The following is a 12,609-nucleotide window of genomic DNA, read 5'->3' on the forward strand; positions in this document are numbered from 1 at the left end:
CCTCACTGTTCATATTTCTCTTCAAAACCCCATTTCAAACAACTACTTGGCTCACCCTCATTTTTAGTTTAGTCTTTTAAACTGCTTTTGCTGTACAGGGATTGGTATGTTATCTATTAAGCATCATGGAGCGGTACATGGGGTGACAGGCTCTTGTCACGAATTGTTTGTCGATGAACAGCAGTCTGTGTTGATCGATTGTGGCTTATTTCAAGGGGCTGAGACCTCCAGTCTAGGAGCCACTGCGGATCACCTGGAAATAGACTTTGATCTCTCAGCCGTACAAGCTTTGATCGTCACTCACGTTCATATCGATCATGTAGGGCGAATCCCTTATCTGCTGGCAGCTGGTTTCACTGGGCCAATTTATTGTTCTAAACCCAGCGCAACCTTATTGCCTTTGGTCATCGAAGATGCATTGAAAGTTGGTGTAACGCGTAATAAGAGCATTATTGACGCTTGCTTAGAGCGCATCCATGAGCAAATCGTCCCTTTGGATTATCAAGAGTGGATGAAAATTCCCATGAAAACGGAGACGAAGGTTCAACTGCGTCTTTCGCGCGCGGGCCATATTCTGGGCTCGGCTTACGCCTCTTTTAGAGTGTCTAATGAGGCCATCAAATTGCAAAACAAGCCTTATCATGATGTGGTGTTTTCAGGTGATCTCGGTGCGCCTCACTCCCCTTTATTGCCCGCTCCCAAATCCCCACATAAGGCCGACCAATTGGTGATCGAAAGTACCTACGGCGATCGCAATCATGAAGACAGATCAAGCCGTGTTGATCGCTTACAACAGAGTCTAGAGCGAGCTTTAAGCGACTCTGGCACCGTGTTGATTCCCGCCTTTAGTATCGGCCGCACACAAGAGTTACTCTACGAATTGGAATCCATCATTCATAAAAATCGCCAGAAGCCCGTCAGTCACACCGCTTCTGGCGTCCAATTAGATTGGCAAGATCTGGACATTATTATCGACTCCCCACTCGCCAATCGCTTCACTCAGGTTTATCAGTCATTAGCGCCCTATTGGGATGACGAAGCGCAAAGTCGCATTGCTGAAGGTCGCCATCCTCTGGATTTTGAGCAGGTTACCACCATTGATGACCACGAAACCCACCTTCAGACTGTCGATTATTTGAAACGCCAAACCCGGCCCGCCATTGTTATTGCGGCATCAGGCATGTGTGCAGGTGGCCGTATTGTGAATTACATCAAGGCGCTGATCGGTGATGAACGTAATGACATTGTATTTGTTGGTTACCAAGCCGCTGGCACGCCTGGACGAGAGATATTAACTTACCACGACAAAGATGATGGCTATGTGACATTAGACGGCGAACGCTTTGCGATTAAAGCGCAGGTACAGCAGATTAGTGGCTACTCCGCCCATGCTGGGCAAGAAGATTTGTTGAACTTCATCCGCCGCATGCGCAGCCAACCAAAGCGTATTCACATAGTGCATGGTGATGACCAAGCCAAACTGGCTCTCAAGAAGTGTATTAAGAAAGAGTTTAAAGGTGTTGAGGTTGTTATCCCAGACAGCTGAGGTTGAAAGTTATCCCCTCTAACTCCCCCTTAAAAAGGGGGAGAACCAAAAGCGTCCCCTCCCCTTAACAAGGGGAGGGCTAGGGTGGGGTTAGGTCTATCACTTCCCTGTAACCCCCTCTAACTCCCCCTTGAAAAGGGGGAGAACCAAAAGCGGCTTCGCACAGGAAATGGAGATTTTTAATCCCCTCCCCTTAACAAGGGGAGGGCTAGGGTGGGGTGAATTACCTTTAAAAAAACACATAGGAGTCAAGGAATGACGAAACTATTTAATTTAAAGCGAACAAAGCGTTTCCGTGCCGATTTAAGAACAAATATGACAGAGCCTGAAAGGCGTCTTTGGAGACACCTTAGAGGATGCCAATTCGGCGTTAAATTTAGACGACAATATGGCATAGGATGCTATGTCGTCGATTTCTACTGTCCTTCTTTAAAACTGGTAATTGAAATAGATGGTGATAGCCATTTTTCTACACAGGGTATTGCTCATGATCGTATTCGAGATGAATACCTCTCTTCTATGGGGATAAGTATTATTCGCTTTACAAATGACGAAATTATGCATGAGCTTGGCTCAGTGGTTCTTGCTATTGATGCACAAATTACACTACCCCCTCTAACTCCCCCTTAATAAGGGGGAGAACCAAAGGAGAACTCCCCTTAAAATGGGGGTGAACAAAAGCGTTCCCTCCCCTTACCAAGGGGAGGGTTAGGGTGGGGTTAGGTCTATCACTTCCCTGTAACCCCCTCTAACTCCCCCTTGAAAAGGGGGAGAACCAAAGGAGAACTCCCCTTAATAAGGGAAAGGACCAAAAGCGTCCCCTCCCCTTATGTCTTCCAAGGGGAGGGCTAGGGTGGGGTTATGTCTACCCCCCTTGAAAAGGGAGGTTAGCTATGGCAACAAACAAAGCAGCGCTAAGTCATCAAAAGTAGTCTCGCTTCGCTTCATAAGCTTGTTTAATGTGTTCGATTAACCGCTGTAACTTTTGCGGTAAGTATTTTGTGTAAGGGTAAATGGCGTAAACCTCCAATTGCCTTGCTTGATAGTCATTTAAAATGGTCACCAAGTTACCCGCCACTAGATCTTCGTAAACACAGCAACGAGGCACATACACAATACCAAAGTTATCTAACGCAGCCTTTCGCAATGCCTGAGCATTATTTGTCATCAAGCAACCACTAATGCGAACGTGTTCTTCAACCCCATTTTTAGTAAAGCGCCAATCAAATGAGCCTTTTGCTTGATAGGTATAAGCCAAACAGTTGTGTGCTTTCAAATCCTCTATTTTTTGTGGTTCACCATGAGTTTTCAAGTAATCGGGGGAACAACATACCACCCATCTGGACTGAATTAAGGGACGCGCGATCAAGCTGGAATCGTCTAAAACGCCGGTTCGAATGGCGATATCAATGCCTTGTTCGATCAAGTCGACAAAGTCATTTTCCAATCGCATATCTACTTTGATATTTGGGTACTTTTGACAAAAACTGGCGACCGCTTCCGCTAGTAAAAGCTCCCCTGAAATGGTCGGCACGGACATTTTGATCAACCCGCTCATGTCTGTATTGTGCTCAGATACAGCCGCGATGGCATCTGTCACTTGTCCTTCAATGTGTCTCGCATGCGCGTACAGCGCCTCGCCCGCTTCGGTTAAACTCAAGCGACGAGTGGTTCGATGAAGCAACTGTGCCCCTAGTCTGGCCTCTAGTTTACTTATGCGCTTGCTTAATGCTGGTGTCGACATATCCGCTTGCTCGGACGCTTTTACAAAGGATCCCGCTTTCACCAGGGTCACAAACAGAATCAGATCTTCGGCATTCATTTGATTACACCGTTAGAGGAAAGAGTTTATTAGTTTATGTCGTATTAATTATAAATAAAACTCAGGATAAGATTTATACACGTCAATCTTTTTCATAATGAGGCAACACCATGAGACTCAAGGACTGTCATAACTTTCACGATTTCCGCTTATTGGCTAGGAAACGACTGCCCGGCCCCATTTTTAACTACATTGATGGCGGTTCTGACGATGAAACCACTTACCGTCGCAACACGGCCGCTTTTGATACCTGTGACTTAATTCCGAATGTTCTTACCGGCGTCAAAGACGTGGACTTGTCTGTCACCGTAATGGGGCAAAAGCTGGCGCTACCCATCTACTGTTCACCCACTGCATTACAACGCTTGTTCCATCATGACGGTGAAAGAGCCGTCGCCAATGCTGCTGAAAAATACGGCACACTGTTTGGTGTCTCTTCCCTTGGAACGGTCAGCATGGAAGAAATCGCCAAACAAACCACTACTCCTCAGGTGTATCAGTTTTACTTTCATAAAGACCGAGAACTCAACCGTGCCATGATGCAGCGAGCAAAAGAAGCCGGCGTACAAGTGATGATGCTCACAGTGGATTCTATTACGGGCGGCAACCGCGAACGTGACCTTCGCACCGGTTTTTCGATTCCGTTTCGCCTTACCTTCAGCGGCATGCTGCAGTTTATAATGAAACCTATGTGGGGCATTAATTACGTCACACACGAAAAATTTCGTTTGCCGCAATTGGAAAAACACATCGACATGGGGTCAGGTGCAACCTCGATTGGCGACTACTTTACCAACATGCTCGACCCTTCCATGGATTGGGACGATGTTGAGGAAATGGTGAAATTCTGGGACGGTGAGTTTTGTCTCAAGGGCATAATGAGCCGAGAAGATGCTCGCAAAGCCGTGGAAATTGGTTGTACTGGCGTCATCGTGTCCAATCATGGAGGACGTCAACTGGATGGCTCGCGCAGCTCTTTCGATCAACTGGCCGAAATTGTTGACGAAGTGGGTGATGAAATCGATGTTATCTTTGACAGCGGTGTGCAACGTGGCACACATGTACTCAAAGCCTTGTCACTTGGTGCCAAAGCCGTCGGCATTGGCCGTATGTATTTATACCCTCTCGCCGCTGCAGGCCAACCCGGTGTTGAACGCGCACTCGGACTGATGAAAGCCGAACTCGAACGTGACATGAAACTGATGGGCAAAACGTCGATAGATCAGCTCACGAGAGAGAACTTGCGGTTTCGGTCTTAGACCAACCCCCTTTCAAAAAGGGGGAGAACTAAGAGCAGCGGCGCATAGTAAATGAAGCACTTTTAATCCCCTCCCCTTATGTCTTTCAAGGGGAGGGCTAGGGAGGGGGAAATTTGTACCGAGAACACCTAAATCCCTAAACTTTTCTTCGCTTCCTCAAGTGAAACCGTATTACCGTCACGAGCTTCTTCCAAACCTTGATAAACAACACGAAGAAAAGCCAAGCTCTCCTGCGACTTTTTCATACTCTTCTAGGTTCTGAACAGCGGAAACGCCACGACCTCGGCTTGTTAACAAGATAGGCCTGTGTGTTTCTTACGTCCTGCTAACCACTTTCCCAGGATTTATTTTGAGATCAGAAAGAGGCACCTCTTCTTCGGAAAATTTCATTGCACCACATATTTAAAATCAACAGAGCTATTTTTAGCACAAGTTAAAGGTGCTACCAAAAACATTAATATTTCACCCTTAACTTAAGTGAGTAAACCTGCTTATTAGAAATATACATAATAGTGAAATTAGGCCTTAATCACTTATTGTCTTAATATCTACCGACAAAAGTGGAAAGGAAAACGGAGAAATGGATAAAAAATCATCTACAAAACAGACAGTAGCTAAACACATCATTGACTTCCTTCTTTGTGAAGGGCTGACTCTAATGACAGGTGCTGCACTCGGAGCAATAATTTCACTTGCTCTAACTTGGGAAGACGCAATAAATTTTTGGAGCATGATAGGAGCACTTCTTGCCGGACTAGGCACTATCGGTCTGCTTACTTTCGGTTGGATAAAAGGCAATAAGTGGCTAATAGATCTTAAGCATCAAAAAAGACTTGAGCTTTCAATTGATTCAGGAAATAGGTTACTTAGTTTTTGTCACGATTTAATTGAATATACAACCACAGAGTTCAAATATCAGCTCTTCAATCTCATGGATGATTATGAAAAATTTGGTCACTATACAGTTAGAGAAAAAAAAGAATATGAAGATCAAGAAGTACAAAAAATCCTTAAAGAACTAGAATTTGAAAAGCTCAAACTTTTAAACATCCTGATTTATAAATTGAGTAAGATTGACCTTGAGCTTGAAACATTTTCAATATTAATAGATAACGATGAGGTTGAAAGTGAATGCCATTCTTTATATGCAGTATCAATAAACATAAATCAGAAAATTAAAGACAGTGTAAAAGTATTATTTTGCTCTCAAAATGCAGTCGAAGCATCTAAACCACTTGAAGATGATATCGGGGAATTTTGCAACAAGCTAAAGGATCTCCATCGAAGAACATTCAAGAACGTTCTCTTAAAAAATTCTCAATATCTAGGTAACTGATTATTACTTTAAAAGCACATCTAGCGTTTGTTTCAACTCTTGAGCGTTTTGCTACCGCTCTGGGTAAGAAACTCGAAATTCGTTTGGTGTGATTTTTTCATCTGCAAAACTATAAAAAACCACCTAACAACGTCTAATAAAGTGTTCGCGCCAGTGTCTTTATGAGGCGTTGTTGATGATTTGAATAGAGACCTACAAGGCCCCAACTAAGTCCCGCCATTGCTGACGATACAGGTTCAACAATGGTTTTATCTGTGCGTCACACAAGGCGAGGCTGAGACGACCTTTTAGCTTCAAACTTTTGTTAGACAGCAAGGCGGCGCCACCAGACGTACCAGTGACATCACGGGAAGCATAGATTTCATTTTGGTTACGCATACAGGCAAGTAAAGTGAGAAAATTGATGTTATTACTAAACGCGCCTTCAACAATCACTGTATGACTGGTGTCCATTAGGTCCAGACAGTAATCTGTCATCAAGGCCACGTAGACATCCGCTAAGGCCGATTGTTGAGCGGCTGATAGCTCCATTCCACGGTCAATAATGCGACCTTCGCAGTGAGCAAAGGGGCCGCCTCCTTTTGAAAAAGCAGGCAGTGCCAAAATACCGTGTTCAAGGATAAAGCTCACATCGCTCAAAGACGCTTTGCTGTCACTGCGCAATTGCTCCCATTCACGACCGCCCATAAAACGAATCGTTGGTGTCGCTCGCCCCAGGGCATCCACGTTAGCCAACATGTCTTTGCTTTCTTGCAAGGCATCAAGCTTGCCATTAATGGTGGCAATGACCGTCCAAGTGCCGCTCGATACTACTGTGAGTTTCTCCATCGGTTGCCCAATGTATGGGACTAAAGATGCGTTGGAATCGTGTATACCATTGAAAATAACGCAACTGGCTGGCAAGCCGATTTCGTTCGCTAAGTCTGGCAAAATGGTGCCCAGCTTTGCTCCTGTCTCCATAACATCAGGAAATCTGTTCGCCCATGTTTGCTGCTCACAAAAAGACGAAAACTGACAGTTCGTCGGATTCCAAAGATCGGTATGACAACCCAGTGAAGTTACTTCAGCGGCTTTGTTTCCGCTCAATTTGTAGCCCCAATACTGAGGATACAAAAGCAATGAATCGACCTTGGAAAAATCCTCTGGAAAGCGCTTTTGCTGCCAAAACAATTGCGCTCCCAGATTCAAACCTTGCGGTAACCTTGGACTAAAGGATTCGCTGAAATCTGGACGGAGCGCATCGTATTCGTCTTTAAACTCAGACACGCCATCGTATTCGTAATCCAGAATCGGCAGAACGAGGTTATCCCCCTGCATACAAGCAATGGTGGCGCCATGAGTGGTGATAGCAATACTGGAAATAAAGTAACCTTGGGCTAAGTTGGCCAAAGTCTCTTTGATCCACTGCCAGATGGATTCCACATCCACATGAGGATACGGCGGTTCATCCAGCACCTTATTAACACGCTTTTCAATCTGTAATAAAGCCCCCGTTTGGCCATCCATTAAGCAAATTTTAATGTTCGTTTTGCCTATGTCTAAAACGGCTACAACACGGGTTTTATCGGGTTGTAAAATGTTAAAACGAAACACTTCTTGCAAGGCGTCAGCAACAGGTTCAAAGGATGGCGTTTTGGTTTCCATAATATCCGCCATGTATTCCCACCAGCGTTGCATCACTGGATGATCCGCCAAGGCTTCAGCATCCAGATCATCCGCGTCAAACGTCGCATACAATCGACTGCCATTCTGATCGCTATTGGAAACATCGAGATGTATATAATAATTACGGATACCATGGTGCTTAAGGTGTTCTGCTAACTCTGGCCACAGATTGTCGTGGCGCTGTTTATACTCAGCTTCACAGCCTTTGTGTAAATACATTACCGAGGCGTATCTCATAACACGAATGCCTTTTTATTTTTATTTAGAGTGCTTTAATGAGTTTTTATAGAGAGTAATGAGCACAGGTAAACTCACGACCACAATCAACATCACACCGACGATGATCGTCATCACAATGCCAGGAATGTTCAGCAAGCCCATACCAAAAGTCACTAAGCCCATTAGAATGACCGCCAGAACCACACCGCCAATGGTGCCGCTTCCGCCAAGAATGCTTACCCCGCCCAACACAACCATGGTGATGATACTCAGCTCCCAACCCATTGCGATGCTTGGACGCGTACTGCCTAAGCGAGACGTTAATAGTACGGCTGCAATGCCAGACATCACGCCCACCAAGGTAAACAGGGTCAAGCGATGTTTGTCGACTTTAATGCCAGAGTAATACGACGCCGTCGGGTTATTACCAATCGCATAGGTGTAACGACCAAATGTAGTGCGATGCAACAACCAATAAAACAGCAAGGCAAACAAAACAAACAACACTAACTCAAAAGAGAATACCCAATACACATAACCTTGCCCAAAGAATTCAAAGCCATCTGGGTAATCACGAACGACTTGATCGCCTAGGAGTATGTAGCTGATACCTCGGAACAGACTCATGGTACCGATGGTGACCACAATGGACGGGATTTTAAATCGCGTCACCAGAACCCCATTAAACAAGCCACAAGCAGAGCCAACCAAAACACCCACAAACACCACCCCATAAACAGGCGCGCCCATTTGTGCCACTAAGCCCATTAAGGTACTGGAAAGTGAGATGATGGCCGCCACAGAAATGTCGATTTCTTTGGCAATGATCAACATTGCCATCGGCAAGGCAATTAAGGCTTTCTCGGTAAAATTAAAGGTCGCATCCGATAAATTCCATGGGTCTAAAAAGTAAGGAGATAAATACGAGTTCATCACACAAACCAGAAAGACAATCAGAATTAAGAAAGTCTCCCAGCGCAAGAACCCTTGTAACCTACTCGTTGAAAGGGCGTCTGGTGTAGTGGATTTTTTTATTATTGTGTCCATAAAAATCTCTTTCTTTTAATGTGATTGTGTCGACAGGAAACGGGAAGCTTGATCCGGTTTACGCAAGATAATGCGTGCTTTGTCTTTATTCGATGAGGCATTCGCAATGACGGCAATAATGATGACAGTGCCTGAAATGGCCATTTGCCAAAAAGGCGAGACACCAATAATCGGCAAGGCGTTATTCACCACACCTATAAAGAGCGCACCAATCACACAACCGATGACGGAACCTAACCCACCAATAATACTGACACCACCAATCACACAAGCCGCAATGACCTGTAATTCAAAGCCATTTGCCACATCCACATAAGCCACAGCAAAACGTGAGACCCAGAAGTAGCCGCACAACCCCGCCAAGGTGCCAGACACTAAAAAACCGTAAAATTGCACTTTACCCACGTTTACCCCTGAATAAAAAGCCGCCATTGGGTTACCGCCCGCTGCATAGAAATTGCGCCCCCAAACACTGAATTTCATCGTCCAGAAAGCCAGCACAATCAGGAAGATTGCCGTCCAACCCAGTACTGGTATCGACAAAATCTCAAAACGAGGCAGTCCAATAAAAGACTTACTCATTTGGTGAGAATTCACCCAAGCCCCATCCGATAACAAAAATGTCGCACCACGGTAAATACTCATGGTGCCAAGGGTAATGACTATGGAAGGGACTTTTAATAACCAAACAAACAAGCCATTGATGGCGCCTAAAAACGCACCGACTAGCAAGGATAAGAGAATCAAAAAAGCCATACTGATGTCAGGAAATGCCTGATTCACCATGGCCACCAGCATACCGGTAAAGGCCACATTGGCCGCGACGGAAAGGTCAATACAACGGGTCAGTATCACCAGCATTTGGCCTAACGCCAACATGATCAAAATGGCGGTATCGTTAAAAATACCAATACTGTTCGTGAGGCTAATAAAGTCTGGACTAATCGCCCCAACACTAAAAAACATCGCCAATACAATTAGGCTCAATATGCCTTCACGAGAATAAATAAAACGCTTTAACATGCCAAACTACCTCCGGTCGCCATGGAAACCACTTTTTCAGGTGTGGCGTTCATCCGTGATAATTCACCAACCATTAAACCTTCGTTCATGACCAAAATACGGTCTGACATGCCCAAAATTTCTGGCAATTCGGACGATACCATAATCACCGACAAGCCAGCTTCTACCAATTCCGACATGAACTCATGCACGGCAGCTTTCGAGCCAATATCAATCCCTTTGGTTGGTTCATCCAGAATGATGACTTTAGGGTTGGTAGCAAGCCATTTGGCAATCACCACCTTTTGTTGATTCCCTCCGGATAAATTCATGACTTTCTCGTTCCAACTAGAGGCTTTTACTTGTAAACGCTCACAATATTGACGAGCCAAGTTCATCTCACTTTCTTGATCAATTTGGCCTTGTTTCACTAGGCTTTTCATCTGCGGCAAACTGACGTTCTGATAAATGGGCAACTCCAACACAACACCTTGCTTCTGACGCTCTTCTGGCACATACACAATGCCGTTATCAATGGCCTCTTTAGGTGAGTGAATGGTCACTTTTTCTCCATTCATTTTGACCGTACCAGTGATAGGCTGAGTGGTGCCAAACAGGGCTTGCATGACTTCAGTTCGACCCGAACCCACTAGACCATAAACACCAAGAATTTCGCCTTTTTTCAAACTGAAACTGATGTTGTCGAACTCAGTGGCGTGACACAAATGGCTAACTTCTAACAATGTTTCGCCAATCTTTACCTCTTTTTTCGGATAAGTGGCTTCGATACTTCGGGCCACCATCATTTCGACCAAGGCCGCTTCATTAGTATCCTCAATGAGCCCTTCTGCCACGTAACAACCATCGCGAAACACAGTGTAACGATCCGCTAGGGCGAAAATTTCATCAAATTTATGTGTAATAAAGAGTATCGCTTTCCCTTGCTGTTTTAGGGTATTCACGAGCTCATACAATTCTTGAATTTCATGGTGAGACAAGGCCGCCGTTGGTTCATCTAAGATCACTACTTTGGCGTCAATAGACAAAGCACGGGCAATTCCCACCATGTGCTTTTGACCAATGCTGAGTTCTCGTAGAATTTGATTCGGATCCATGTCCGCTTTAATGGACGACAATATCTCTTGGGACCGTGTCACCATGGTCGACCAATCAATAGAAAGATATCGAGTTAGCCCCCTTTTTTTCATGGGGTAATTGCCAAGGAAGATATTCTCCGCCACGGTCAGGTCATCAAATAAGACGGTTTCCTGATGGATCGCAGTAATGCCCAAAGCATGAGAATCATGAGGAGAATGAAACTGAACTGGCTGGCCGTTAAAGATAATCTCCCCACCATCGGGCTGATAAATGCCTGTCATGGTTTTCACTAGGGTCGATTTACCCGCGCCATTTTCACCAATCAATGCGGTGACTTGACCTGGGTAAAGGTGAAGATCAACACCGTCCAGTGCTTTCACACCAGGGAAGACCTTACTCACCTTTTTTAGACTAAAAATTGCATCGTTCATAACGGCTGCTCTTATTGTTATTCATTATGACATTATCGAATGAGATAAAACCCCATCCTAGCCTTCCCCTTGAAGTAAGGGGAAGGAACAAAAACACTTAGCCCTTTCCCCTGCTAAGGGAAGGAACAAAAGCTCTAAGCTCCTCCCCCTACTAAGGGGGAGGCTGGGAGGGGGTTAAAAGATAGAAGAGAATTGATCAACGTTAGACGCGTCGTAAACAAAAGGTTTTGCCATCGCGCCGTCACCATTGCTGTCGACTTCCAGTGTTCCCATACGCCCCATTGGCACTTCGGTTTTACTGCCTTTGCCTTTCACTAGGTTATAAGCCAGCATAGTAGCCGAGTAACCAAGGTCAATTGGGTTCCAAATCGCAAAACTGTGAATCGCGCCACTGTGCACATGGCCCGCTAGTTCAGACGGTAAGCCTAAGCCTGTGACATAGACTTTCCCCGTCAATCCCATATCACTCACGGCTTGCGCAGCGGCCAAAATACCAACCGTAGTTGGTGCTACGATGACGTCTAAGTCTGGGTAATTCTTAATCAAAGCGGTTGCTTCACGGAAACTTTTATCTGCTAAGTCATCGCCATAAACCGTATCAACCAATGTTAGATTAGGGAATTTACTAAGAGACTTTTTCATTTCGCCAATCCAAATATTTTGGTTGGTCGAGGTAGGTGTCGCACTCAAGATAGCGAAGGTTCCAGACGATTTGCCTTTGACTTTAATGGCATCGGCAGCAAGCTGCACATTCATTTCGCCAATCAAGCTGTTACTAGAAGGGTTTAGATGGATTTGTCGACCAGCTTTACCAACACCAGAGTCCCAAGAAATGACTTTGATACCACGTTGCTGGGCTTTTCTTAGGGAAGGTACTAAAGCATCGGCGTCATTCGCTGACACGGCAATGGCGTCAACACGTTGAGCGATCAAAGAATTGATGATCTCAATCTGGCCTTCCGCCGTGGTTGACGTTGGACCTGTGTAGATGATTTTAACATCGCCAAGCTCTTTACTGGCCTCTTCCGCACCACGATAGGCCGCTTCAAAAAAGCCAATCCCCAAAGCCTTTACTAAGAGCGCAACGCGAACCTGATCGGCAGCATACGCACCAGAAGTAAATAGAGTGGCGCAAGTCAGCAACACTGTGATGAGTTTCGTTTTCATAATTATCTCCAAGAGCG

At 45.2% G+C, this 12,609-nt stretch carries 10 protein-coding genes; 4 read left to right on the plus strand and 6 right to left on the minus strand.

The features are described 5' to 3' along the window. Positions 1-106 precede the first annotated feature (106 nt). Complete coding sequence (locus DFP76_RS00160; RefSeq protein WP_113872666.1) at positions 107-1,546, plus strand: MBL fold metallo-hydrolase RNA specificity domain-containing protein; 1,440 nt, start codon at positions 107-109, stop codon at positions 1,544-1,546. A 255-nt stretch (positions 1,547-1,801) separates the two neighbouring features. Then, a complete protein-coding gene (locus DFP76_RS00165) occupies positions 1,802-2,176 on the plus strand; it encodes an endonuclease domain-containing protein (protein WP_113872667.1) in 375 nt (124 codons plus the stop codon). A 292-nt stretch (positions 2,177-2,468) separates the two neighbouring features. Here the strand turns inward: DFP76_RS00165 and DFP76_RS00170 are convergent, their stop codons facing one another. Further along, the gene (locus DFP76_RS00170) at positions 2,469-3,368 is read right to left on the minus strand and encodes a LysR family transcriptional regulator (RefSeq protein ID WP_113872668.1); all 900 of its coding nucleotides are present in this window, start codon (positions 3,366-3,368) and stop codon (positions 2,469-2,471) included. Positions 3,369-3,478: 110 nt separating this feature from the next. Between DFP76_RS00170 and DFP76_RS00175 the strand changes: the two genes are divergently transcribed. After that, entirely contained in the window at positions 3,479-4,627 is a 1,149-nt protein-coding gene (locus DFP76_RS00175; RefSeq protein WP_113872669.1) for an alpha-hydroxy acid oxidase, read from the plus strand. A gap of 580 nt (positions 4,628-5,207) precedes the next feature. Then, entirely contained in the window at positions 5,208-5,963 is a 756-nt protein-coding gene (locus tag DFP76_RS00185) for a hypothetical protein (RefSeq protein WP_113872670.1), read from the plus strand. A 192-nt stretch (positions 5,964-6,155) separates the two neighbouring features. Here the strand turns inward: DFP76_RS00185 and DFP76_RS00190 are convergent, their stop codons facing one another. From DFP76_RS00190 to rhaS, 5 genes are all read right to left on the minus strand, one after another. Continuing rightward, on the minus strand, positions 6,156-7,865 hold the full coding sequence (locus tag DFP76_RS00190; RefSeq protein WP_113872671.1) for an L-rhamnose mutarotase: 1,710 nt from the start codon (positions 7,863-7,865) through the stop codon (positions 6,156-6,158). Between the two features lie 21 nt (positions 7,866-7,886). Next, positions 7,887-8,780 (minus strand): ABC transporter permease, encoded by an 894-nt coding sequence (locus DFP76_RS00195; RefSeq protein ID WP_245931832.1) that lies wholly within the window; start codon positions 8,778-8,780, stop codon positions 7,887-7,889. A 129-nt stretch (positions 8,781-8,909) separates the two neighbouring features. Then, on the minus strand, positions 8,910-9,917 hold the full coding sequence (locus DFP76_RS00200; RefSeq protein ID WP_113872673.1) for an ABC transporter permease: 1,008 nt from the start codon (positions 9,915-9,917) through the stop codon (positions 8,910-8,912). After that, complete coding sequence (locus DFP76_RS00205; RefSeq protein ID WP_113872674.1) at positions 9,911-11,425, minus strand: sugar ABC transporter ATP-binding protein; 1,515 nt, start codon at positions 11,423-11,425, stop codon at positions 9,911-9,913. The genes DFP76_RS00200 and DFP76_RS00205 overlap by 7 nt, the downstream gene beginning before the upstream one ends. A 174-nt stretch (positions 11,426-11,599) precedes the next feature. Next, the gene (gene rhaS, locus DFP76_RS00210; protein WP_113872675.1) at positions 11,600-12,592 is read right to left on the minus strand and encodes a rhamnose ABC transporter substrate-binding protein; all 993 of its coding nucleotides are present in this window, start codon (positions 12,590-12,592) and stop codon (positions 11,600-11,602) included. Positions 12,593-12,609: the final 17 nt, after the last annotated feature.

The sequence above is a fragment of the Marinomonas aquiplantarum genome (genome assembly GCF_003314975.1).
GTDB lineage: Bacteria > Pseudomonadota > Gammaproteobacteria > Pseudomonadales > Marinomonadaceae > Marinomonas > Marinomonas aquiplantarum.

Coding starts and splice junctions, on each gene's coding strand:
- DFP76_RS00160 (WP_113872666.1), top strand. CDS start 107: ATGTTATCTATTAAGCATCATGGAGCGGTACATGGGGTGACAGGCTCT.
- DFP76_RS00165 (WP_113872667.1), top strand. CDS start 1,802: ATGACGAAACTATTTAATTTAAAGCGAACAAAGCGTTTCCGTGCCGAT.
- DFP76_RS00170 (WP_113872668.1), bottom strand. CDS start 3,368: ATGAATGCCGAAGATCTGATTCTGTTTGTGACCCTGGTGAAAGCGGGA.
- DFP76_RS00175 (WP_113872669.1), top strand. CDS start 3,479: ATGAGACTCAAGGACTGTCATAACTTTCACGATTTCCGCTTATTGGCT.
- DFP76_RS00185 (WP_113872670.1), top strand. CDS start 5,208: ATGGATAAAAAATCATCTACAAAACAGACAGTAGCTAAACACATCATT.
- DFP76_RS00190 (WP_113872671.1), bottom strand. CDS start 7,865: ATGAGATACGCCTCGGTAATGTATTTACACAAAGGCTGTGAAGCTGAG.
- DFP76_RS00195 (WP_245931832.1), bottom strand. CDS start 8,780: ATGAACTCGTATTTATCTCCTTACTTTTTAGACCCATGGAATTTATCG.
- DFP76_RS00200 (WP_113872673.1), bottom strand. CDS start 9,917: ATGTTAAAGCGTTTTATTTATTCTCGTGAAGGCATATTGAGCCTAATT.
- DFP76_RS00205 (WP_113872674.1), bottom strand. CDS start 11,425: ATGAACGATGCAATTTTTAGTCTAAAAAAGGTGAGTAAGGTCTTCCCT.
- rhaS (WP_113872675.1), bottom strand. CDS start 12,592: ATGAAAACGAAACTCATCACAGTGTTGCTGACTTGCGCCACTCTATTT.